The organism is Flavobacterium sandaracinum, assembly GCF_004349135.1.
Taxonomy (GTDB): domain Bacteria; phylum Bacteroidota; class Bacteroidia; order Flavobacteriales; family Flavobacteriaceae; genus Flavobacterium; species Flavobacterium sandaracinum.
Genome location: NZ_SMFN01000015.1, coordinates 19,353 through 42,763, shown reverse-complemented (window position 1 = coordinate 42,763; position 23,411 = coordinate 19,353). Strand labels below are relative to the sequence as shown.

The window sequence follows — 23,411 nt, the reverse complement described above, 5'->3', positions numbered from 1 at the left end:
AATACAAATATTATTATTTTAAACAGAAATCCCCTAGCCCAGATTGAAGCGAAAATCCTTTTTATTTTTGACATAAAAATAAAAAGATTGTAGTGTAAAGCTGGAAATAGCTCCTAAAAAAAAGACTATCTGTTTAAAAAAGAGCAAAAAAAAACTCCCCAATTTCTTGAGGAGTTTTTTAAATTATTCTAAAATAGCATTTCCTTTTTTATCATAGAAATGATACTCTAAATACGTGTAAGCGTCACGAGGTATGATTTTCACCCATTTCTTATGTTCAAGAAACCATTTTGAACGTAATGATGGAAAACCTTTACTGAGGTATGCAGCCACAAATGGATGTACATTAAGCACAACATGTTTATGGATTTTTAAAATTCGTTCTAAATCAAAAGCGATTTTATCAATGATTTGAATTGGCGCTTCAATTTCGCCACTTTCATTGTTTGGATCTTCTTCTCTAGTTTTAATATTAACTTCAGGTCTTACTCTTTGACGTGTAATTTGGACTAATCCAAACTTACTAGGAGGTAAGATCTTATGTTTTGCTTTATCATCGCTCATTTCTTCTTTCAAGAAATCGAACAACACTTTGCGATTTTCAGGATTTGACATATCGATAAAATCAACTACAATGATTCCGCCCATATCTCGAAGACGTAATTGTCTTGCGATTTCGGCAGCTGCAATCATATTGACTTCCATGGCTGTATCTTCCTGGTTGGTGGCTTTATTAGAACGGTTTCCGCTATTCACGTCGATGACATGCAAAGCTTCAGTATGCTCGATAATAAGATATGCCCCTTTACTCATGGATACTGTTTTTCCAAAAGATGTTTTGATTTGTCTCTCTATGTTGTATTTCTCAAAAATAGGTGTGTCTTTTGATTGATAAAACTTAACGATTGATTGTTTGGATGGTGCAATTTCTTGCAAATAATCCTTTGTTTGGTTGTACAACTCTTCGTCATCAATCTGAATACCGCTGAAGGTATCGTTGAATACATCTCTTAATATCGAAGAGGCTCTGTTGAGTTCTCCTAATACTTTAGACGGATGATGAGCAGTTGGTAATTTTTTACACATTGCAGTCCATCTGCTGAGCAGGTTCTGCAAATCTTTTTCTAATTCGGCTGTATTTTTGCCTTCGGCTACTGTGCGAACAATAACACCAAATCCTTTTGGTTTGATGGATTGTACTAATCGTTTCAAGCGTTCTTTCTCTTTTTTGTCTTCTATTTTTTGTGAAATAGAAACGCGGTCAGAAAACGGAACCAAAACTATAAATCTTCCGGCAAGAGAAAGCTCAGCGCTAATTCTTGGTCCCTTTGTAGATATAGGTTCTTTGACGACTTGTACTAAAACAGATTGATTGGAACTCAAAACATCAGTAATGGTCCCATCTTTGTCTATTTCTTTTTCAAACTGAAAGGTTTTTAGGGAGAAATCTTTTAATTTACCTGCGCTTACAAGTTTTATGAATTTCAGTTGGGAAGCTAAGTTAGGTCCTAAATCATGATAATGTAAAAAGGCATCTTTTTCAAAGCCAACATTCACAAAAGCAGCATTAAGTCCTGCAACAGGTTTCCTAATTTTGGCAATAAAAATATCACCAACTTGGAAGTTGCTTTTCTCCTCTTCTTTGTGTAATTCAATTAGTTTTCCATCTTTTAATAAGGCAAAATCTACGGCTTCAGAACTAGATCGGATGATTAATTCTTTATTCACGCTGTACATTTTTATCCGAACTTTTTAGTTTTCAATTTTCGGTTTTCAGCTTTAGCTTTACAACTAATAACTCATAACTTAGAACTCATAACTGAATTGTTAGGATGGATTAAACAATATTTTAACAGGTATTGTACCCGGGGAAACTTAAAGATTTTTGATTCTTGATTTTTGATTTCAGATGTTTTAAAAAAAATCTGCCATCTGTAATCATTAATCTTAATTCTTAAATCATTCTGTTTCAATTTCAATGAACTTTTAAACTTAAAAAAGAAAAAAGTAGTTTAAAACTACTTTTTCTTTTTGTGACGGTTAGCTCTCGCTCTTTTTTTACGTTTGTGCGTTGCTACCTTATGTCTCTTTCTTTTTTTACCACTTGGCATATCTTGTCGATTTTATGATTAATTAATATTATTATTATTTTGCTTCGTTATTTGTTTTCACTCCTTCTACAAAAACTTTTGCAGGTTTGAATGCAGGAATGTTGTGTGCAGGAATTTTTATTGTCGTATTCTTGGAAATATTTCTTCCTGTTTTTTCTGCTCTAGTTTTCACTATAAAACTTCCAAAACCTCTTAAATAAACATTGTCTCCAGTTTCTAATGAATTTTTTACTTCGTTCATAAAAGTCTCTACAGTCGCCTGTACATCTCCTTTTTCAAGACCTAATTTTTCTGAAATTTTTGCTACGATATCTGCTTTCGTCATTTTCTTTCCTATTTATAATGTTGTACTATTTTTTTGAGTTTGCAAATATAGGAATTTAAAAAACAATTATTCAAGCTAATTGATTAAATTTTAATCACATAAACTTTTACTTTTGCAGTCTAATATTTTAAGATGAATTTTTCTAACCTACTGATAAAATGGTATTTACAAAATAAACGCGAATTGCCGTGGAGAAATACCACCAATCCATACCCTATTTGGCTATCTGAAATCATGTTACAGCAGACTAGAGTTGCTCAGGGAACACCTTATTTTTTGTCCTTCACCACCACTTTTCCTACTGTTTTTGATCTAGCCGCAGCGAGTGAAGAACAAGTTTTAAAACTCTGGCAAGGTCTGGGTTATTATTCTCGTGCCCGAAACTTGCATAAAACAGCGCAATATATCGCCAATGAATTAGCAGGAGTTTTCCCAGGATCTTATAAGGAATTGTTGCAATTAAAAGGAGTAGGAGAATATACAGCAGCTGCAATTGCCTCCTTCTCCTACAATGAAGTTGTACCTGTTGTAGATGGAAATGTATTTCGGGTTTTATCTCGTTATTTTGATATTGAGACTGATATTGCCTTGGCTTCCGCTAGAAAAGAATTCGCTGCTCTTGCTTTCGAATTAATGCCGAAAGCCAATCCGGCAACGTTCAATCAAGCCATTATGGAGTTTGGCGCTTTGCAATGTGTACCAAAAAGTCCTAATTGTGGCATTTGTATTTTCAACGAAAGTTGTGCCGCTTTGCAAAAAAAGAAAGTAGATCAGCTGCCAGTCAAATCCAAAAAATTAAAAGTGCGTAATAGATACTTTAACTACCTAGTTGCTGCCGATGAAAAGGAAAATACGATCATTCAAAAACGAACCGCAAAAGGAATTTGGCATAATTTATATGAGTTTCCTCTAATAGAAACAGAAAAGGACGAGGACTTTCATTTTATCAAAGAACGGATCCAAAAAGATTTTTTTTCAAATAACGTCGTTGCAAGTCTACTCGAGTATAATGAAAAGAGTATCATTCACAAACTATCACATCAACATTTACACATTAAGTTTTGGAAAGTAACGCTTAAGGGCGTACTTAAAAACGGGATTGATAGTGAAACTTTGAAAACATTTCCTTTCCCAATTGTGATACATAATTTTATTGAATTGAATTAAGTATTTCTAAAAAACTGTATCTTTGATAAAATACCACATCCTAAAATGAACGGAACCTTAAATAAAGTAATGCTAATTGGTTTTCTTGGAGATGACATCAAAATGCACTATTTTGATGGAGGCAATTGTATTGGTAGATTTCAGTTGGCAACAAACGAGGTCTACATCAATAAAACCACCAACGAAAAAATTACCTCTACAGAATGGCATAATTTAGTTGTTCGCAATAAAGCGGCTGAACTTTGTGAAAAATACTTATCTAAAGGAGATAAAATATATGTTGAAGGACGTATTAAGTCTCGCCAGTGGCAGTCAGAGGATGGAAGCACCAAACACACCACTGAAATTCAGGTAACCGAATTTACTTTTCTTACTACCAAAAAAGAGGGGGAAACTAACAAGCAATTCAATGCACCTGATATTTCAAAAAACACTAATTTTGACCCAGAGAAAAATGTCTTGCCTATTAATGACTTGCCATTTTAATTGTCTAACTAATCCTTACTAATGTGGACCCAGAGCCCAGTTTGTTTATTACTTATATTATTGATCCTACTTTAGCTTTTGGCCTTGCAACAGTAGTCGCTTTACTCTTTTGTTCTGCATTAATTTCTGGTGCAGGAGTCGCCTTATTCTCTTTGTCACAAAAAGACATTGACGAAATGATACTGGAAAACAAATCTAAAGCTAATCTAATTTCCAAACTTTTAGAAAAACCAAAAAAACTATTAGCAACACTCATGGTGTCTAATAATTTCATTAACATATCAATAATACTATTGTTTTCGTATGTCGGCAAAAGCATGTTTATAGCCATAACTGCACCGCTTTTAAAATTCATTATTGAAGTATTGATCATCACCTTCTTAATTTTATTATTTGGTGAAGTACTTCCCAAAGTGTATGCCAGTAGAAACAATAAAAAGTTTGCCAAGTTGGTTGCCTACCCTATCGCTTTTTTAGATAAGTTACTATCGCCAATAAGCCTGCCCATGCGAGCCGTTACGATTTACCTTCATAACAAATTAGGAAAACAAAAAACAAATTTCTCAGTAGATCAACTGTCGCAAGCACTAGAACTTACTGCATCGGATGAAACTTCTTCTGAAGAACAAAAAATATTAGAAGGCATTGTAAGCTTTGGAAACACGGACACTAGACAAGTAATGAGCCCTAGAATTGATATTTTTGCTTTAGAAATTGAAGAGTCTTTTTCAGTTATTTGTCCCAAAATCATAGAAAAAGGATATTCAAGAATTCCAGTATACCGGGACAATATTGACCAGATAGAAGGTGTTTTATTTGTCAAAGATTTGCTTCCGCATATCAATACCAACGAATTTGACTGGAAATCGTTGTTAAGAGAACCCTTTTTTGTTCCTGAAAATAAAAAGTTAGACAACTTGCTAAAAGATTTTCAAAGTATGAAAAGCCATTTGGCTATCGTTGTTGATGAATACGGAGGAACTTCTGGGTTAGTATCTCTTGAAGACGTAATTGAAGAAATTGTTGGTGATATCAGTGATGAATTTGATGATGAACACATTAATTTTTCGCAAATTGACGACAAAAACTACCTTTTTGAAGGAAAAATAAACCTCAAGGATTTCTACCGAATTATGGAGGTTGATGAAGAATCATTCGAGATCAAAAAGGGAGAAGCAGAGACACTCGCTGGATTTATTCTTGAAATTTTAGGGAATTTTCCAAAAAAAAATCAAAAAATTTCATTTGGAAACTACCTATTTACAATAGAAACAGTTGATGAAAAAAGAGTAAAACAAATTAAAGTAACGATTGAATAAGTACTAATGATAAAAAAAATAATCACTTTTTCGCTAATTATTACCATGTCATTCTTAAATTTTAGCTGTAAAGACGATGTCTTGCCTAAACCCTCAAGTTACTTACGATTGGATTATCCCGAAGCAAAATATGTGAGTTTTGAAAACGAATGTCCTTTTGCTTTCGAAATGAATGCAGATGCAGTTATCAAAAAAGAGACTGATTGTGGTTTTACCATTACATATCCAAAAATGAAGGCAACAATTTATCTTACTTATAAACCAGTAGCAAAAAACATCAATGAACTATTGCGTGATGCGCAAAAATTAACTTACGAACACGTGATTAAAGCAGATGATATTCTGGAGCAACCGTATTTAAATGCAAACAAAAAAGTGTACGGAATGTTTTATCAAGTAGATGGAAATGCGGCAACAAATGCACAGTTTTACGCAACAGATAGCATCAAACACTTTGTAACGGGTTCCGTTTATTTTTACGCTAAACCGAATTATGATTCTATTATGCCTGCGGCTAGTTACATAAAAAACGATATGCAGCGACTAATGGAAACCCTGAAATGGAAATAATATTTCAAACCCGTTGGATGTAATTATACAGAAAAGACATTAATAGCTAAACGTAAAAATTTAACCACATAGAACCATAGAAAAAAAGAGTTGAATAGCTCAATACTTGGATTCACATAGCAATGTTTTCTCTCTGAATAAAATGGAAGTACTTTCAAAATGCACACAAACTATGTTTCTATGTGTTTAAAAAACATAAAAATTGAATTACACCCAACGGGATATTTCAATAAAAAAAGCATTCGCTAGTAACGAATGCTTTTTTTTGTAGAATTTGAAAATCTGGTTTATGACTTCATATTCGAAACTTTGTATGTTTTACCGTCAGCAGCAGCTTCTACAACTGTTGTTAGTTTTTCTGGTGTTTGAACTGTTTTGTCAAAAGTTACCGTAGCCATTTTTGTATCAAAATCTACTGTTGCTTTTTGAACTCCTTCGAGCCCTGTTAAATCTTCTTGAATTGTTTTGGCGCATCCTACAGCACAAGTCATTCCTTCAACAGAAAAACTCGCCGTCTGAAGGTTGGCAGCAGCTATTTCTTTTTTAGCGACTGGAGCAGCTGTTTCAGCACTTTCTTTTGAAACAGTTTCGGATTCTTTTTCTTTGCATCCTACAAATAAAACACTTGCAAGGACTAGTGTTACGATTGATTTTTTGAAATTCATTATGATGTAAATTTTAAAGATTAAAAGCATATTCGTGTTGTGCAAAATTAATTAAAAAAAGAAGCACTAATTCATAAAATAATTACAATTTTGGGGCAAAATTATTTTTATGGAATCGAAGCAGTTAAAATGGGTGTACTTGGTCGTTCTTGCCTTAGTTTGGGGAAGTTCATTTATCTTAATAAAAAAAGGATTAATAGGTTTAACAGCTTTGCAATTGGGATCGTTGCGAATTATTTTTGCAGCTATTTTTTTAGTGCTTATCGGCTTTAAAAGTTTGTCTAAAATTCCAGCATTTAAATGGAAGTACATTGCTCTGACCTCTTTATTTGGGACCTTTATTCCCGCTTATTTATTCGCTATCGCGCAAACTGAAATTGATAGTTCTGTGAGTTCTATTTTGAATTCTTTGACTCCTTTGAATACGCTAATTTTAGGAGCTCTTTTTTTTGGATTGCAATTCAAGAGAAATCAAATTTTTGGAATTCTAATTGGTTTAATAGGAAGCGCCTTGTTGATTTTGAACGGCGCAATTCATCATCCGGAACAAAATTATTACTATGCTATTTTGGTTTTAATAGCTTCGATATGCTATGCAGTCAATGTGAATTTAATCAAAAAATATTTGCATGACTTGAGCCCGTTGAGTATTACTACCGGGAATTTTATGGTGTTGTTTTTTCCAGCATTTATCATCTTGTTTTTCTCAGGTTTTTTTGAAGTGGTTCATGATTTGAAAGTACAGGAATCAGTTTTGTTTATTATGATTCTTGGGGTTATAGGAACTGGAATTGCGAATATTCTATTTTTTAAATTAATCCAAATGTCTTCAACTGTTTTTGCTACTTCAGTAACGTATTTGATTCCTGTAGTTGCTTTTTGCTGGGGTTTATTAGACAATGAAATGCTGACGCCAGTTCAGTTTTTTGGTGCTTTTATTGTTTTAATTGGCGTGTATTTATCTGCCAAGAAATAGTCTCAGTGGTCTGTTTGTTGTGATTAGTCATCGTTTTATGTATATAGTGATGAGAATTTATATTCGCGAATGGACGGTTTTATTTTTAATAATGTGTATAAAATAACAAAGGCTGCCTAAAATAGACAGCCTTTGTTTGTTAATTAAAGATTTGATTATTGAAAATCAGCATCTGTAACACCTTCGTTGATTTTTACGTCAGACATTTTTATGTCTAATTCAAAACCTACATTTTGGATGATATTAAAAGGAACTTTCACTCCTTTAACTTCTTTGTAATCTCCATAACTTGTCGTTTGAGTGATGCTTTGACCGCCTTGTTCTACCACTTTAGATTCAGCTAATTTTAAACCAGAAGTTACATCATAAAACAATGTCGTTTTACCGTTTTTAACGGCATAAGCGTCTTTTCCATTAATGGACTCAATTGTTTCTAGCGTTAAGCCTTGTTTTTTAGAAAGAGCTAATTCTTCAAAAGGTGTTGCAGTAGCTTTCAAATCAGCAAGCATAGTTCCTTCGATATTTTGGCGTTGCCCTTGTTGCATTACGTAAGCCCCTTTTTCGTTTACCACTTGCTTCATTATGCTCATTGTTCCCATCGCTAATTCAACCATTAGTTTTCCTTTAGCATCAATTTTAGATGTGAAATTCAATGGTGATGGTGCTTGTGGAATAGTTGTAGTTCCGTTCATTACGATTGTTTTTACAGCTAAAGCTGCTTTTTCTCCACCAATAGCTTTGATGTAATTATCAATAACGCTTTTGGCAGTAACTCCTGCTGGAACTGGTTTTTTTAATTCTGGTTTAGCTGTTGCATTTCCGTATTTATCGAAGTACGCTACTGGAAACTTTAATTTTTCTAATCCAGAAGCTACATCCGCTGCTTTACCTACAATAACAATTCTGCTATTGTCAGCCAAGAAATATTTATTAGCCACTCTCAAAATATCGTCTGCAGTTACAGCACTGATGTTTTTGATGTAGTTTTCATAAAAATCAGCTGGCAAGCTTTGCGTTTGGATTCTTAAAGCGTAACCTGCTACCGTTTGTGGTTTTTCAATTTGCATTACAAATCGTCCAATGTATCCTGCTTTTACGCTGGCTAACATTTCATCAGTTACTTTCTCCGTTCTTATTTTTTTGAATTCTTTGAAAATCTCAACAACGGTACTATCTGTTACTGCATTACGAACTTGTGTAGAAGCATTAAACGTAGAAACGCGTTTGTCTCCGTAGATACTTGTTCTAGCGCCATACGTCCATCCGTGAGCTTCTCTTAAGTTCATATTAATGTAACTATTAAAGTCACCACCTAAAATTTGGTTCGCAACTAAAACTGCAAAATAATCCGGATCAGTCATTTTAAGATTTGACATATTTACCACAGCAACTTCTGATTGAACCGCATTTGGCATGTCAATAAAGTTGATTTGTGTAGCGGAAACATCTTTTGGATCGCTATAAGAAATCGAAGGAGCAGATGCTTTTTTCCATGATCCAAAGAATTTCTCTACCATTTTTTTTGTTTCGTTGAATTTTACATCCCCCACAATAATTAGGTAAGCATTACTTGGAACAAAATACGTATTGTAATTCGCTTTTACATCGGCAAGAGTTACGTTTTTCAAAGTAGCTTCGCTTACATACTCACCTGCAGGATGGTTTTTTCCATAAGTCAAAACATCAACAACTCTTGCTGCTACTGCTGAAACGCTTTTTTCATTCGCTTTTAATCCTTCGATAAGTTTCGTTTTCTCTTTGTCAAATTCTTCTTGTGTGAAGTTTGGGTTTAAAGCACCGTCAGCCATTAACTCTAAAACTCTGCCAGAATATTTAGATAATGCGCTTGCTGAAGCACCGTTCGAACTAAAATTGATGTTGGCTCCTAAGAAATCAACTTCTTCATTGAAAGCTGTTTTCGAAATTTTTGTAGTTCCGCTTCCAATTAAAGTACTGGTCATGTCAGCTACTCCTTTTTTGTCACCTTCAGCATACGGATCATTGTCTAAAGTCAGGCTGAATGCTACTCTTGGTAATTTATGGTTTTCAACGACCATAACTTTCAAACCATTTTTTAATTCAAAGGTTACCGGTTTTCCAATTTTTATAGTTGGAGCGACTCCGGGTTTTGGCTGAGGGATGATTTGTCCTTGCATGATTACTGTTAAGAACAAGCTTGATAAAATTAATATTGATTTTTTCATAATGATATATCTTAGTTTTGAGCTTTGTCTTTAGATGGAACGTAATCCAAAACTAATCTTTGGTTTGGATTTAAATATTTCTTGGCAATATCTCTAATTTCTTCACGAGTAATAGACTGGTAGATTTCGATTTCGGTATTGATTAGGTTTACGTCACCGTATAACAAATGATAAGAAGCCAAGTTGTCAGCAATACCATCAATGGTTGAGTTGCTGTTCACATATTGGTTTTCGAATTTATTTTGTAATTTTTGTAAGTCTTTTTCAGAAATCAATTCTGTTTGTAGGTTTACGATCTCCAAGTCAATTTCGGCAAGAATATTCTCGGCAGTGTTTGGAGCTTGTGGCAAACCGTAAATGATATAACTTCCATAATCTTCTTGGTTGTTGCTAAAAGCACCAATCTGCAAAGCCATTTTCTTATCGTCAACTATTTTCTTGTATAATCTTGAGCTTTTTCCATCACTTAAAATAGAAGAAATCATGTCCAAAACTCTTGCATCTCTGGTTTTCATAGACGGCGTTCTATACGCTGCTACGATGGCAGGGATTTGGATATTAGCATCTTCAAATTTAGCTTTTATAGTTTGAGTAATTGGTTCTTCAACAAATGTCTCTCTTTGAATAGCCGCTCCTTTTTTAATAGGACCAAAATATTTTTGAATCCATTCCTTCGCTTGTTCTTTTTTGAAATCACCAGCAACAATTAAAACAGCATTATTGGGGATGTAAAACTTCTTGTTGAAAGCTTGAAATTCTTCTAAAGTTGCAGCGTCTAAATGGCTCATTGACCCAATTGTAGCCCAACGGTATGGGTGTTTTGTAAAAATATTCTTTTTTACTTCAGCCAAAAAGTTTCCGTACGGTTGATTGTCAACACGAAGTCTTTTTTCTTCTTTTACCACTTCGTTTTGAGTGTCAACACCAATTTGATTGATTACTGGGTGTAACATTCTTTCCGCTTCCATCCATAAACCTAATTCCAAGTTGTTAGAAGGGAAAACCTCATAATAATACGTTCTATCATCTGTAGTGTTTGCATTATTTACACCACCGTTTCCAGTTACAATTTTAAACCACTCACCGCGTTTGATATTCTCGGTTCCTTCAAACAATAAATGTTCAAAAAAGTGAGCAAAACCAGTTCTTTCAGGATTTTCGTCTTTGGCACCCACATGGTACATTACCGATGTAATAACAGTAGGAGCAGATGGGTCATTGTGCAAAATCACATGCAAGCCATTGTCTAATTTGTATTCCTCAAAAGCTACTTTTTGCGCAGAAGCGACTCCTCCTAGCATAAACAAAGCACCTAAAGCCATTAATGAATTTTTCATAAGGTTAATAATTTTGTTAATATAAATGATTAGTAGGGATTTTGTATTTATGTTACAATATAAGGGCTTGGATACAAAAAATTTAACATTAGTTGATCGTGATGTTTCATGAAAATTATTTAAAAGTCTAATTCCTAAAGAAATCTGGCGTAAAGATTGTTTTTTTTCTTCAACAAATTGCGAGGTAAATATTTAATTGTATATTTGCAACCTTAAAAATTATTAAAACAATTCAGTATGTATGCAATCGTAGAGATAGCAGGGCAACAATTCAAAGTAAGCAAAGACTTAAAGGTTTATGTTAACCGTTTGACTAATGAAGAAGGTTCAAAAGTTTCTTTTGACAAAGTTCTTTTATTAGATGATAACGGAACTATCACTTTAGGCGCCCCAGCTATAGAAGGTGCTTCAGTAGAAGCTAAAGTGTTACAACACTTAAAAGGAGATAAAGTTATCGTTTTCAAAAAGAAAAGAAGAAAAGGATACAAAAAGAGAAACGGTCACAGACAATATCTTACTCAAATTGTAATTGAAGGTATTACTGGTTTTGGTGAAAAGAAAGCAGCTACTAAAAAAGCAGCAGTTGAAGCCACTACAGAAGAAGTTGAAGCTCCAAAGAAAAAGGCAGCTAAAGCTAAAAAAGAAGACACAAAAGAATAATAACAAAATAAAACTAATACGTCATGGCTCACAAGAAAGGTGTCGGTAGTTCTAAGAATGGTAGAGAATCAGAATCAAAACGTTTAGGCGTTAAGATATTTGGTGGTCAAGCTGCTATTGCTGGGAACATCATCGTAAGACAAAGAGGTTCAAAACATAATCCAGGTGAAAACGTTTACATTAGTAAAGATCACACACTACACGCAAGAGTAGATGGAGTTGTTAAGTTCCAAAAGAAAAGAGATAACAAATCATATGTTTCTATACTTCCATTCGAAGTTGAAGCATAATTGAATTTTCTTCAAATTAACTAAAACCTTTAGAGAAATCTAGAGGTTTTTTTTTTGGAAAATAAATTCAGACTACTTTTGATAGTAGGTTTTATTTCAACCTTAAAATGAACTGAAACTAAAACTATAAATAAGCACACTACAAAATACTGCACCAACTTTTAATGCCGTAAAATTTCATAATCTTCACAAATACCAACCTTGCAACGTGTTCATATAAATAAAAAAGAAGGCGATAGAAATTAAATTGTCTTGGTCTAACCAACCACTTATACAACAAAACGGAACCGCTACAATTTCAGCCCCAAATGCAACCTCTCTTATTATTTTCAATTTCAGTTACGAATTTTGATTAATATATTATACGTAATAAATAACATAAATCAACTTTTTATTAACAGTTAATAATAGGGTATTTGCCAAGAATCCACGAAAAAAAAGCACTGACAATACATCAAATGAAACCTGTTAATCTAGAGAATTTACAGAGGACATAAAAGGAGTCATTTATCGCTAAAATGTTTCTAAAAAGAGATATAGAGGTCGTGACGGTATTCTTTTGAATTACCATTAGAACTAAAACGGTTAACTAACGCAAATAATTATAAATAATTAAGAATGAAAAAATAATATTCATCACTTTTCTATTGATTATCAACATATCATTTGCACAAAATAAAAACTTTAGTATCGAAGACGGATTGATCATTTGGAACTATATTTACAAGGATTCAACAAGCATATCCAAACTCAAAAGCAATCCACGATTAGAGTTTAAAACCGACTCCACAAGAATTATAAAAAAGACAAATTTCAGTGACAAAATGCGCCATCCGATTGTCGCTGAATTCAAAATTGAAGTAAAAAAAATAAATATCGGATCTCTGTTTTTAACACACACTTTATTGAAGAACCGCGTATCATCATCAAAGATGGGTTACTTATTCAAGCCACTAATGAGTATACAATCGACCAACCAATAAAACCATAAAAAAAACATCTCTATTCAATAATAGAACGGAAACTTTATATCCGCATTTGATACAGTTGTTTGCTATCAAAAAGCCTTCAAAAAACGATTGGTAAAAAAAGACAAAAAAAACCGTAAAATACTTTAAGTAGTACTTACGGTTTTTTTAATGTGACCACGGCAGGGTTCGAACCTGCAACCCTCAGAGTCGAAATCTGATATTCTATCCAGTTGAACTACGCAGTCAAGTTGATTCGAGAATGATGATTAACGATTTAAATTTACAATAAAAATCAATTAACAAGAATTCTTGATTATTACGTCAGTAACTTTTTAACAATCGTAGAAATAGTTTTTCCCTCAGCAGTTCCACCTAATTGCGCTGCTGCTAAGCCCATCACTTTACCCATTGAGGCTATTCCTGAAGCACCTGTTTCACTAATAATTTTTGCAATTACAACTTCTACTTCCGCTTCGCTTAATTGAGCTGGTAAGAATTTTTCTATTACCGCAATTTGAGCTAATTCTGGTTCAGCTAAATCCATACGATTTTGTTCTGTAAAGATCTTAGCACTGTCTTTTCGAGTTTTTACTAACTTTTGCAACAATTTTATTTCGTCGTCAGCAGTAATTTCTTCTTTTGATCCTGTTGCTGTCTGCGCCAATAAAATTTCAGATTTGATAGCTCTTAGAGCTTCTAAAGCTACCGTATCTTTGGCTCTCATGGCGGTTTTGATTTCGTCCATGATTTGTATTGATAAACTCATATTCTTTATTATTAATTTGATGAATCGATCATTAGTTAATCGATTGTTGAAATAGTATTTTTGATAACAATTTTTTAAACCAGCGATACTAAAAAGTCTTTCAGTAAAAAAGTTTCTTTTCGATATAAAACAGAAACGAAGACCGGATTAAGAAAGTGCAAATTTAAAGAAATTTACTGGAATTCACAACAGATTATTATGTTCACGTTGCATAAAAAAAATAACCCGAAAAATAAATTTTCGGGTTATCTCCTTTTGACTTGATTTACTTAATCTACATTGTCATGCAAATAGGAGTTGTTTGAACGCAACTGCAAATCGTTGTTGCTATCTGTTCCTACAGAAATCCTTGAATTTGTATTATTCGCCTGATTGTTTGAAATATCTATTCCTAATCTTTTGTATGCTGGCTCTTTTTCGTATTCATCAATTTTAGAAACATTGTTGTGAAACTTGTAATTGAATTCCTTTAGCTTTTTTCTTCTTTCATCAGCTCTCATTCTCAACGACTCTTCGATAGTCATTTCCATAGGAGAGATTGTCTCAAAATCTTCTGGCGCCTGTACCGATCTTTCCACTTGTTTCATGGTAATATTTAACTCAGCCGGAATAACAACTTCTGGTATTTTTGCGACTGGTTTAGCCATGAAATCAGGCTCTTGATCCATATATTCTTCTAGAGAGTACTTGATGATTCCGTTATCACTTAATTCTGTCACTGGAACAAATTGAACGGCCTCATTTACTTTGATATCACGAGTTTCATTCGTTAACTCATACAATACTTTATTTTCCTGTACTTGATCTGCTGGTTCTGTTTTAAAAAGAGGTAAATCAAAAGAGAAAGTAGTTTGTTCTTGTCTTTCGATAACCTTTGGCTGCACTGCTTTAGCTTCAGCTACAGGAGATGTGATTGTAAAATCAATATCAGTAATAGGAGAAACTATTTCGAAGGTTACATCTAAATTTTTAATAAATTCAGACATAACCATCAACTCTTCCTTATTAATTGTAGTTGGCGCAATCGCTGGTTGAGGAACGATTTCAGGCTCAGCAGCAACAATATCTTCTACTAGATCGAAAACAATTCTTTCGCTAGAGTTTGAAATTGGTGATTCTGTATTCAAATCGAATGCTGTAACTGTTTTACTACTTAGATTATGCACACTTCTTTGTTCATCCTCTAATGTGTGAATAATTTTTTTCGGCTCTGTATTTACGATTTCATTTTGTTGTTCAATGTCAAATCCTGTAGCAATAATAGTTACTGCGATGGCATCTCCAAGAGATTCATCTTCACCAACTCCCATAATAATATTAGCATTATGACCTGCTTCAACTTGAATATGATCATTAATTTCTCCAATTTCGTCAATTGTAATTTCATTAGTTCCAGAAACGATAAGCAACAATACGTTTTTGGCACCAGTAATTTTATTATCATTTAACAAAGGAGAATCCAAAGCTGCAATAATTGCTTCCTTAGCTCTGTTTTCGCCTGAAGAAACAGAAGACCCCATAATAGCTGTTCCACTATTGAACAATACCGTTTTAGCATCTCTTAAATCGATATTCTGCGTATAGTGATGCGTAATTACTTCAGCAATCCCTCTTGAGGCTGTGGCCAAAACTTCATCGGCCTTTGAAAATCCAGCTTTAAAACCAAGATTCCCATATACTTCTCTTAATTTATTATTATTGATAACAATTAAAGAATCGACTTGCTTACGCAATTTTTCTATACCAATTAACGCTTGTTCCTGACGCACTTTACCTTCAAATAAGAAAGGCAATGTCACAATCCCAACCGTAAGAATATCTCTTTCTTTTGCCAGTTGTGCTATGACAGGTGCTGCACCAGTTCCAGTTCCACCACCCATTCCGGCTGTAATAAACACCATCTTAGTATTGCGATCTAGCATTTTCTCAATCTCAGAAATACTTTCAATTGCGGACTGTTGTCCAACATCAGGGTTTGCCCCAGCACCAAGTCCCTCCGTTAGATGAACTCCTAACTGAATTTTATTTGGCACAGAACTACTCTGCAACGCTTGAGAATCCGTATTACATACGATAAAATCAACACCTTTGATCCCTTGTTTAAACATGTGATTTATAGCGTTACTTCCGCCACCACCGACCCCTATAACTTTTATTACATTTGATTGGTTTTTAGGTAAATCAAATGAAATACTTCCAAATTCTGTGTTGCTTGGCATAATTTTGGGTTTTTGATATTTATTATTAATTCTTATATTTTTCAGGCCGTGCCTTTATTCTGCATTATCTAAAAAGTCCTTAATCTTATCTACATATCGATCAAAGAAATTTCTTTGTATCCTATTTACTGTAGAATTGTGTTTCTCGTTCGAGTTATGGTCCTCTTTTACTTCCTCAGGGATTTCATTGATTATTGGACTCTGAACCACTGGCGCTCTGTACACGGTAGCTTTTGGTTGTTCAACTGCATCCAAACGTACCGCGCTTTGCGTTTTATTTTCAATGCTTTTCATTACTAAACCCACTGCCGTTGCATACAACGGACTTGAGATTTCCTCATCTGAATTCCCAGCTAAATGTTCGTTAGGATACCCTATTCTTGTATCCATTCCAGTAATATATTCTACTAGTTGCTTAATATGTTTCAATTGAGCACCACCACCTGTTAATACAATACCTGCGATCAGTTTCTTTCGAGGATCTTCATGACCGTAAGCTTTAACTTCTGTAAACACCTGATCCACAATCTCCACAACTCGAGCATGAATTATTTTGGATAGATTCTTTAACGATATTTCTTTTGGCTCTCTACCTCTTAGACCTGGAATAGAAACAATTTCATTATCTCTATTTTCTCCTGGCCAAGCAGAACCAAATTTAACTTTTAGTAATTCAGCTTGCTTTTCAATTATAGAACATCCTTCTTTTATATCGTCTGTAATTACATTTCCTCCAAACGGAATTACTGCTGTATGCCGAATAATACCATCTTTAAAAATAGCTAAATCGGTAGTACCTCCACCTATGTCAATTAATGCAACTCCAGCTTCTTTTTCTTCCTGACTTAAAACTGCATCGGCAGAAGCTAATGGCTCCAATGTCAAACCTGAAAGTTCAATTCCAGAACTTTGAATACACCTACCCACATTACGAATAGACGATGCCTGACCCACTACTACATGAAAACTAGATTCTAATCTTCCACCGTACATTCCTATAGGTTCTTTGATTTCAGATTGTCCATCAATTTTGAATTCTTGTGGCAAAACGTGTATTATTTCTTCACCAGGCAACATGGCCAATTTGTTGACTTGATCAATCAAAAGTTGAATATCATTCCCACCAATCACTTCCTCAGGATTGTTTCTGCTAATATAATCTGTGTGTTGTATACTGCGTATGTGTTGTCCTGCGATACCAACAACCACATCTTTTATTTTATAACCGGAGTTATTCTCCGCTTCTTGAATAGCTTGCTGTATGGATTGTATGGTTTGTGTAATGTTATTTACAACACCTCGTGCCACACCCAAACTTTTAGATTTACCAACACCTAAAATTTCTAGTTTACCATATTCATTCTTTTTGCCTATCATGGCAACTATTTTAGTTGTCCCAATATCTAGACCTACTGCAATATTCTCTTTTTCCATTATCTATTATTTAGTGCAAACTACTTGTTCCGTAAACCGGAGGTCAATTTTTTTATATTTATACAACGAACTATCTAAAACTGCTTTTTGAAAAAAAGCTTTGTAATTTTTAAATTTACGCTCCACATTAATCAATTTACCAAAATCAATTTGATAATCAAAATTTCTGTTGTGCATTTTTAAGCTACCATTTGGCATAATTTCAATTCCTATAATGTTTTTTTTCAAAAATGCATCATCATAAATTATGCGAAATAAGTGGGCTAAATCTTCGTTATTATTTTTATTTATTCCCCCTGAAACAAGTGGAACTCGAGCTGTAAAATTTGTCGATAATGGCATTCTATTCCCTTTATAATCAATGTAAAAAGAACCTCCATTATCAAAAACTCTAGCAATAGGAGTTTTTTGTTTCACCTCTGCTTTTAACACCCCATCAATACTCACATAGACATGTGATTTTTCAATCATTTCTTGTGCATTGAGATTTGTCTCCAGCGTATTCAAATCTAAATTAACTTTTTGAATGCTGGATGCCTCTCGATTATTTTCTATTAACAATTTATTAACCGTTTCTTGTTTAACAAAAGGATCATTATCTCCAACAAAAATAACTTCAGATTTGGTCAATTTCCTGTTTTCATTCCGTTTTGACGTAAAAGAAAACAGAAAAACTACTAATGCAAACATCAGTATCAATCGAATATTGGTCCAATTAAAGAGTTTCATTGATTGCTTTTTTAATTAATGGTACTAATTCTCCAATATCTCCTGCTCCAATAGTGACAACGACCGTTGCATCACTTGCCAATATCGCGTTAATCAAATCATTTTTGGCAACTAATTTCTTATTATTATGCAGCATCTTATCCAAGATCCATTGCGAAGTTACACCTTGTATCGGCAGTTCTCGAGCCGGATAAATATCTAACAAAAGAACTTCATCAAAGTGGGACAAACTTTTGGCAAATTCATCAGCAAAATCTCTTGTTCTGCTATACAAATGAGGCTGAAAAATCGCTAGTACTTTCTGATTGGGATATAATTCCCGTACAGCTTGATGCACCGCATTTATTTCTGTTGGATGATGTGCATAATCATCAATATAAACTTTAGCTGCTGTTTTAATTTGGTACGAAAACCTTCTTTTTATCCCCTTAAATGATGCAATGGCATTTGCAATGGCATCGGTTGGGGTGCCGAATAAATTTGCCATTGCAATAGCCATTACCGCATTCATTAAGTTATGACGTCCTGGTAATCCAAAATGTAAATCTTTAATTATTTCAGTGGGTGTTTGTACATCGAAAACATAGCTTCCGTCTCCTATTCTTATGTTAAACGCTTTATAAATAGCGTCTTCGTTTACCGCACACGTTAATCCTTCTAATGGTAATTCTTTTGTGATGAAAAGATTATTTTTATCTTCTATTTTAGCTGCAAATTCCATAAAAGACGCCTCAATAGCTTCACTTGTCCCGTAAATATCAAGATGATCAGCATCCATGGATGTAATGCAAGCAATATTGGGATGCAAATGTAGAAAGGAACGATCAAATTCATCTGCTTCAACTACCGTTACTGTTGTACCACTTCCTATTAAATTTGAATTATAATTCTCCACTATTCCACCTATAAAAGCAGTAACGTCAGCGCCACTTTGGTATAATATATGTCCTAAAATCCCCGATGTCGTTGTTTTTCCATGGGTACCTGCAACTGCAAAACAAAACGTATCCTTAGTAATTAATCCTAAAACTTCGGCTCTCTTTTTTATTTCATACTCTCTTTCCACGAAGTAATTCCATTCCGAATGTGTAACTGGTACTGCCGGTGTAATAATTACTAGCGTATTCTCGATAAAAAAATCTTTAGGGATCAAATCAATACTATCTTCAAAGTGAATTGCAATTCCACTTTCCATCAATTCATTTGTTAGAACAGAAGGCGTTTTATCATATCCGCAAACCTGTTTTCCCAAATTTTTGAAATAACGAGCTAAATTGCTCATCCCGATTCCACCAATTCCAATAAAATAGACGTTATGTATTTGATTCAAGTTCATTTTCGTTTCTTTCTTTATCTCTATTATTTTCTATCTATCAGCTTAACAATTTCATCAACAATTCGTTTTGTTGCTTCTGGCATTGCCAATTGTTTTATGTTATCACTTAGCATTTTTTGTTTTGCCTCATCTTTAATTAAAGACTCAAATACAGTACCGAATTGAGAATCTAGCTCTACTTCTTTCAATAAAATAGCTCCATTTTTATCAACTATCGCTTGCGCATTTTTAGTTTGGTGATCTTCAGCTACATTAGGAGAAGGAATAAAAATCACGGGTTTACCAACAATGCATAATTCCGATACGGAAGAAGCTCCTGCACGAGAAACCACGATATCTGCCGCTGCATAAACCAGATCCATTTTATCAATAAAAGAATGAATCTGAATATTACCATTCTCTTCCAAACGTTTATAATCATCAAAATACAACTTACCACATTGCCAAATCACTTGCACATTATGAGCTGCAAACAACAAAATTTCTTTCGCGATTAACTCATTTATTCTTCTGGCTCCTAAACTACCTCCTAAAACCAAAAGTGTTTTTTTCTTAGGGTCTAAATCAAAATGCTGTAACGCTATTTCTCGTTTGGAATCAATATCAATTAAATCCTGACGCACTGGATTTCCAGTTAAAATCATTTTTTCTTTTGGAAAAAAGCGTTCTAAGTTTTCATAGGCAACACAAATCTTTTTTGCCTTTTTGCTCAATAACTTATTGGTAATTCCAGGATAGGAATTTTGTTCCTGAATCACAGTTGGAATACCTGCAATTGCCGCTATTTGTAAAAGTGGACCACTGGCAAAACCTCCAGTGCCAATAACTACATCTGGCTCAAACTGCTTGATTATAGTGCGCGACTTTAGCAAGCTGCTAATTAGTTTTATTGGAAAAAGAGTATTGTCAAATGTTAGTCTTCGTTGTAATCCTGCAATCCATAGTCCGATGATCTTGTAACCTGCCTGAGGCACCTTTTGCATCTCCATTTTATCTTTGGCACCAACAAATAGAAATTCGGCATTAGGAAAACGAGACTTCAATTCATTTGCAATAGCAATTGCCGGATAGATATGTCCTCCAGTTCCGCCACCGCTTAATATGAATTTGTATTGTTTCATTTTTTTAAAGTTACTGAGTTGCTATTATTTTAAAAATTTAAGGGTATAAAATGGCTTACTTGTTTAAAACTGCCTGCATTGGATTTTTTGCCTTGTCTTCGATTGAATACGCTTCCTCTAAAACGTACTCTTCTTCTAACTCTCTATCGATTAATTTTTGTAGCGCTTCCTCCCTTTTTGCCGTATCTTTCAATTCCTGAGCAATTTCTTCTTCTTTCTTAGTTACACCAATAATGATTCCTAAAGCGATACAGGTCATCCAAATAGAAGTTCCTCCACTACTAATCAACGGCAGTGTTTGTCCCGTAACAGGTAATAATTCTACAGCTACGGCCATATTAATCATGGCCTGAAAAATCATTGGAAAACCAAGACCTATAACCACCAATTTCCCAAAGAGTGTGGTGGCTTTATGCGAAGCAACTACAAATCGGAAAAGCAATAACAAATAGAGCGACAAAACGCCTAATCCACCTATTAATCCGTATTCTTCAACAATAATGGCATAAATAAAATCCGATGAAGATTGAGGTAAGAAATTTTTCTGAACACTTTTACCAGGTCCTAGTCCATAAATCTTGCCTGATGCAATAGCAATTTTTGCCTTTTCTATTTGATAATCATCTTCATCTGGTTTATCGGTGCTAAAATTTTCAATACGACTTTCCCAAGTTCTTACTCTGCTAAAAAATTTAGCATCGGGAAAAGCTTTAGAAATCAAAACAAAGAAGGTTAGAAAGACTATGCCTGATCCAACTATTACTGCGATATATTTCATAGGATACTTCCCTATGAATGCCAACATTAATATCATCGAAAAAATTAATGCCGTAGTCGAAAAATTCGAAGGAAGAATAAAAATCAAGGTAATAAAAACGGGGAGCCACAGCTCTTTCAATGATTCTACAAAATCAATTGGTTTCTCTCTTGTTTTAGACAAATAACGCGCAACAAATACAAACAAAACTAAGGCCGCAAAAGCCGAAGGTTGAAATGAAATACCTACAAATGGTATCTGAAGCCATCTACTTGCATTGGCTCCACCTATCACTGTACCTTTTATCATTGTTATGGCTAAAACAACCCAAACAACGGGCAACAGCCATTTAGAAATAGATCTAAAATAGTGATACGGAATTTTGTGAACCCAAAAAATGATTAAAAAACCAAAAAAAATATGACCCGAATGTTTTACTAAATACCCTAAAGTATTTCCTGTTCCATGCCCTAAATAGGCCAAGTTACTGCTTGCACTAAAAACAGGCATAAACGAAAATAAGGCCAATAAGGCCACAAATGACCAAATCCCTTTATCTCCTTTTAGATTGCCTATTAATTGTTTCATATCATTTTCTTTTTAAAGTTTACTTTCGTTCATACGATAAAACTTTTCTATAAATTTTTAACTGCTTGTTTAAATTGATTCCCTCTGTCTTCATAATTCTCGAACAAATCAAAACTAGCGCAGGCCGGAGACAATAATACAGAGTCCCCTTTTTCAGTTAATCGTTGTGCCATTCGAACTGCATCATTCATGTTATCCACCTCAATCATCATGTCAACCACATTCCCAAAAACATCAATAATCTTTTTATTATCTACACCAAGGCAAATAATTGCTTTTACTTTCTCACGAACTAAGGACATTAATTCGTTATAATCATTCCCTTTATCGACACCACCCACAATCCAAACCGTTGGTGTATTCATACTGTCTAAAGCAAAAAAGGTTGCGTTAACATTGGTTGCTTTAGAATCATTGATATATTGAACATTTTGAATTTTTAAAACCTTTTCCAGACGGTGTTCTACTCCTTGAAAATTAGAAAGACTTTCTCTAATTGTAGCCTTTCTTATTTGCATTAATTTAGCCACAGAGGTTGCTGCCATTGCATTTTTCATATTATGTTTTCCTTCTAAAGCAATGTGTTCTGTATCCATTGTAAACTCTTCCTGACTGATCTTAATTTCCATTTTGTTGTTTTTTATATAGGCTCCTTCGCTGAAAATTTTAGTCAATGAAAAAGGGATTAATTTTGCTTTTGTTGTGTGCGTTTTGAACCAATTGCATATGGCTTCATCATCTGCATCATAGATGAGATAATCATCTTCTGTTTGATTCATTGTTATTCTGAATTTTGAATCAATGTAATTTTCATATTTGTATTCGTACCGATCTAAATGATCTGGACTTATATTCGTAATAATAGCAATATGGGGTTTGAAATCAATAATTCCATCCAGTTGGAAACTACTCAACTCCAGCACATAGGAATCGTATTTATTATCAGCAATCTGCCAAGCAAAACTTTTTCCTATATTGCCGCCCAATCCTACATTCAATCCAGCTGATTTCAGCAAATGATGTGTCAGCATTGTTGTAGTCGTTTTTCCGTTGCTTCCAGTTATACCTATAATGGATGCTTTCGTAAAAGGAGCCGCAAACTCAATCTCTGAAATCACTGGAATTCCTCGTTCCTTCAGCTTTTTTACTATTGGAGATTTATCCGGAATTCCTGGACTTTTCATCACCACAGCAGCATTCAAGATCAACTCCTCCGTATGTTTTTCCTCTTCCCAAGAGATCCCATTAATGATAAGAACTTCTTTGTAATTTCCTTTTATTTTTCCAAAATCAGATACGAAAACTTCGTACCCTTTTTTCTTACCTAGAATAGCAGTACCAACACCACTTTCTCCACCACCTAAAATTACTAACCGCATA

The 23,411-nt window shown here is 34.0% G+C and carries 21 protein-coding genes and 1 tRNA gene; 7 read left to right on the top strand and 15 right to left on the bottom strand.

Annotated elements, in window-relative coordinates; all coding sequences use genetic code 11:
- Nucleotides 1-183: 183 nt before the first annotated feature.
- On the bottom strand, nt 184-1,728 hold the full coding sequence (locus E0F91_RS12440; RefSeq protein ID WP_073352029.1) for an Rne/Rng family ribonuclease: 1,545 nt from the start codon (nt 1,726-1,728) through the stop codon (nt 184-186).
- Between the two features lie 417 nt (nt 1,729-2,145).
- A complete protein-coding gene (locus E0F91_RS12435) occupies nt 2,146-2,436 on the bottom strand; it encodes an HU family DNA-binding protein (RefSeq protein WP_066080765.1) in 291 nt (96 codons plus the stop codon).
- Nucleotides 2,437-2,568: 132 nt separating this feature from the next.
- Here E0F91_RS12435 and mutY point away from each other — a divergent pair, with 132 nt between their 5' ends.
- Genes mutY through gldD form a run of 4 tightly spaced genes read left to right on the top strand, consistent with a single transcriptional unit; the run spans nt 2,569 to nt 5,978 of the window.
- Entirely contained in the window at nt 2,569-3,603 is a 1,035-nt protein-coding gene (gene mutY, locus E0F91_RS12430) for an A/G-specific adenine glycosylase (RefSeq protein ID WP_132066798.1), read from the top strand.
- Between the two features lie 45 nt (nt 3,604-3,648).
- Nucleotides 3,649-4,089 carry a single-stranded DNA-binding protein gene (locus E0F91_RS12425; protein ID WP_132066797.1) on the top strand — a complete coding sequence of 147 codons (441 nt, stop codon included), beginning with the start codon at nt 3,649-3,651 and terminating at the stop codon, nt 4,087-4,089.
- A 23-nt stretch (nt 4,090-4,112) separates the two neighbouring features.
- Nucleotides 4,113-5,408, top strand: coding sequence for a gliding motility-associated protein GldE (locus E0F91_RS12420; protein ID WP_132066796.1), 1,296 nt, complete (start codon nt 4,113-4,115; stop codon nt 5,406-5,408).
- 6 nt (nt 5,409-5,414) lie between these two features.
- Nucleotides 5,415-5,978 carry a gliding motility lipoprotein GldD gene (gene gldD / locus E0F91_RS12415; RefSeq protein ID WP_132066795.1) on the top strand — a complete coding sequence of 188 codons (564 nt, stop codon included), beginning with the start codon at nt 5,415-5,417 and terminating at the stop codon, nt 5,976-5,978.
- 287 nt (nt 5,979-6,265) lie between these two features.
- Here the strand turns inward: gldD and E0F91_RS12410 are convergent, their stop codons facing one another.
- Nucleotides 6,266-6,643, bottom strand: coding sequence for a heavy-metal-associated domain-containing protein (locus E0F91_RS12410; protein WP_132066794.1), 378 nt, complete (start codon nt 6,641-6,643; stop codon nt 6,266-6,268).
- A gap of 109 nt (nt 6,644-6,752) precedes the next feature.
- On the opposite strand from E0F91_RS12410, the gene E0F91_RS12405 reads away from it, so the two are divergent.
- The gene (locus E0F91_RS12405) at nt 6,753-7,619 is read left to right on the top strand and encodes a DMT family transporter (RefSeq protein WP_132066793.1); all 867 of its coding nucleotides are present in this window, start codon (nt 6,753-6,755) and stop codon (nt 7,617-7,619) included.
- A 155-nt stretch (nt 7,620-7,774) separates the two neighbouring features.
- On the opposite strand, the gene E0F91_RS12400 is transcribed toward E0F91_RS12405, so the two are convergent.
- Together E0F91_RS12400 and E0F91_RS12395 are read right to left on the bottom strand one after the other, a co-directional pair.
- Nucleotides 7,775-9,823: an insulinase family protein gene (locus E0F91_RS12400; RefSeq protein WP_243698896.1), complete on the bottom strand. Its 2,049-nt coding sequence runs from the start codon at nt 9,821-9,823 to the stop codon at nt 7,775-7,777.
- A gap of 11 nt (nt 9,824-9,834) precedes the next feature.
- A complete protein-coding gene (locus E0F91_RS12395) occupies nt 9,835-11,160 on the bottom strand; it encodes a M16 family metallopeptidase (protein ID WP_132066792.1) in 1,326 nt (441 codons plus the stop codon).
- 237 nt (nt 11,161-11,397) lie between these two features.
- On the opposite strand from E0F91_RS12395, the gene rplU reads away from it, so the two are divergent.
- Together rplU and rpmA are read left to right on the top strand one after the other, a co-directional pair.
- The gene (rplU, locus tag E0F91_RS12390) at nt 11,398-11,820 is read left to right on the top strand and encodes a 50S ribosomal protein L21 (RefSeq protein WP_132066791.1); all 423 of its coding nucleotides are present in this window, start codon (nt 11,398-11,400) and stop codon (nt 11,818-11,820) included.
- A gap of 23 nt (nt 11,821-11,843) precedes the next feature.
- The gene (gene rpmA, locus E0F91_RS12385; protein ID WP_026709571.1) at nt 11,844-12,110 is read left to right on the top strand and encodes a 50S ribosomal protein L27; all 267 of its coding nucleotides are present in this window, start codon (nt 11,844-11,846) and stop codon (nt 12,108-12,110) included.
- Between the two features lie 186 nt (nt 12,111-12,296).
- On the opposite strand, the gene E0F91_RS17755 is transcribed toward rpmA, so the two are convergent.
- The 10 genes from E0F91_RS17755 to murD form a co-directional block, all read right to left on the bottom strand.
- Nucleotides 12,297-12,443 carry a hypothetical protein gene (locus E0F91_RS17755; protein WP_165930129.1) on the bottom strand — a complete coding sequence of 49 codons (147 nt, stop codon included), beginning with the start codon at nt 12,441-12,443 and terminating at the stop codon, nt 12,297-12,299.
- A gap of 809 nt (nt 12,444-13,252) precedes the next feature.
- Nucleotides 13,253-13,326, bottom strand: a tRNA-Arg gene (locus E0F91_RS12380).
- A gap of 71 nt (nt 13,327-13,397) precedes the next feature.
- On the bottom strand, nt 13,398-13,847 hold the full coding sequence (locus tag E0F91_RS12375; RefSeq protein WP_132066790.1) for a GatB/YqeY domain-containing protein: 450 nt from the start codon (nt 13,845-13,847) through the stop codon (nt 13,398-13,400).
- 269 nt (nt 13,848-14,116) lie between these two features.
- Complete coding sequence (gene ftsZ, locus E0F91_RS12370; RefSeq protein WP_132066789.1) at nt 14,117-16,066, bottom strand: cell division protein FtsZ; 1,950 nt, start codon at nt 16,064-16,066, stop codon at nt 14,117-14,119.
- A 54-nt stretch (nt 16,067-16,120) separates the two neighbouring features.
- Nucleotides 16,121-17,500, bottom strand: a complete 1,380-nt coding sequence (gene ftsA / locus E0F91_RS12365; protein WP_132066788.1) for a cell division protein FtsA — start codon at nt 17,498-17,500, stop codon at nt 16,121-16,123.
- 6 nt (nt 17,501-17,506) lie between these two features.
- A complete protein-coding gene (locus tag E0F91_RS12360; protein ID WP_132066787.1) occupies nt 17,507-18,229 on the bottom strand; it encodes a cell division protein FtsQ/DivIB in 723 nt (240 codons plus the stop codon).
- Nucleotides 18,216-19,565: a UDP-N-acetylmuramate--L-alanine ligase gene (murC, locus tag E0F91_RS12355; RefSeq protein ID WP_132066786.1), complete on the bottom strand. Its 1,350-nt coding sequence runs from the start codon at nt 19,563-19,565 to the stop codon at nt 18,216-18,218. The genes E0F91_RS12360 and murC overlap by 14 nt, the downstream gene beginning before the upstream one ends.
- Before the next feature lie 23 nt (nt 19,566-19,588).
- The gene (gene murG / locus E0F91_RS12350) at nt 19,589-20,686 is read right to left on the bottom strand and encodes an undecaprenyldiphospho-muramoylpentapeptide beta-N-acetylglucosaminyltransferase (protein WP_132066785.1); all 1,098 of its coding nucleotides are present in this window, start codon (nt 20,684-20,686) and stop codon (nt 19,589-19,591) included.
- Between the two features lie 55 nt (nt 20,687-20,741).
- Complete coding sequence (locus tag E0F91_RS12345) at nt 20,742-22,031, bottom strand: FtsW/RodA/SpoVE family cell cycle protein (protein WP_132066784.1); 1,290 nt, start codon at nt 22,029-22,031, stop codon at nt 20,742-20,744.
- Nucleotides 22,032-22,078: 47 nt separating this feature from the next.
- A complete protein-coding gene (murD, locus tag E0F91_RS12340; RefSeq protein ID WP_132066783.1) occupies nt 22,079-23,410 on the bottom strand; it encodes a UDP-N-acetylmuramoyl-L-alanine--D-glutamate ligase in 1,332 nt (443 codons plus the stop codon).
- Nucleotide 23,411: the final 1 nt, after the last annotated feature.

Coding starts and splice junctions, on each gene's coding strand:
- E0F91_RS12435 (WP_066080765.1), bottom strand. CDS start 2,436: ATGACGAAAGCAGATATCGTAGCAAAAATTTCAGAAAAATTAGGTCTT.
- mutY (WP_132066798.1), top strand. CDS start 2,569: ATGAATTTTTCTAACCTACTGATAAAATGGTATTTACAAAATAAACGC.
- E0F91_RS12425 (WP_132066797.1), top strand. CDS start 3,649: ATGAACGGAACCTTAAATAAAGTAATGCTAATTGGTTTTCTTGGAGAT.
- gldD (WP_132066795.1), top strand. CDS start 5,415: ATGATAAAAAAAATAATCACTTTTTCGCTAATTATTACCATGTCATTC.
- E0F91_RS12410 (WP_132066794.1), bottom strand. CDS start 6,643: ATGAATTTCAAAAAATCAATCGTAACACTAGTCCTTGCAAGTGTTTTA.
- E0F91_RS12405 (WP_132066793.1), top strand. CDS start 6,753: ATGGAATCGAAGCAGTTAAAATGGGTGTACTTGGTCGTTCTTGCCTTA.
- E0F91_RS12400 (WP_243698896.1), bottom strand. CDS start 9,823: ATGAAAAAATCAATATTAATTTTATCAAGCTTGTTCTTAACAGTAATC.
- E0F91_RS12395 (WP_132066792.1), bottom strand. CDS start 11,160: ATGAAAAATTCATTAATGGCTTTAGGTGCTTTGTTTATGCTAGGAGGA.
- rplU (WP_132066791.1), top strand. CDS start 11,398: ATGTATGCAATCGTAGAGATAGCAGGGCAACAATTCAAAGTAAGCAAA.
- rpmA (WP_026709571.1), top strand. CDS start 11,844: ATGGCTCACAAGAAAGGTGTCGGTAGTTCTAAGAATGGTAGAGAATCA.
- E0F91_RS12375 (WP_132066790.1), bottom strand. CDS start 13,847: ATGAGTTTATCAATACAAATCATGGACGAAATCAAAACCGCCATGAGA.
- ftsZ (WP_132066789.1), bottom strand. CDS start 16,066: ATGCCAAGCAACACAGAATTTGGAAGTATTTCATTTGATTTACCTAAA.
- ftsA (WP_132066788.1), bottom strand. CDS start 17,500: ATGGAAAAAGAGAATATTGCAGTAGGTCTAGATATTGGGACAACTAAA.
- E0F91_RS12360 (WP_132066787.1), bottom strand. CDS start 18,229: ATGAAACTCTTTAATTGGACCAATATTCGATTGATACTGATGTTTGCA.
- murC (WP_132066786.1), bottom strand. CDS start 19,565: ATGAACTTGAATCAAATACATAACGTCTATTTTATTGGAATTGGTGGA.
- murG (WP_132066785.1), bottom strand. CDS start 20,686: ATGAAACAATACAAATTCATATTAAGCGGTGGCGGAACTGGAGGACAT.
- E0F91_RS12345 (WP_132066784.1), bottom strand. CDS start 22,031: ATGAAACAATTAATAGGCAATCTAAAAGGAGATAAAGGGATTTGGTCA.
- murD (WP_132066783.1), bottom strand. CDS start 23,410: ATGCGGTTAGTAATTTTAGGTGGTGGAGAAAGTGGTGTTGGTACTGCT.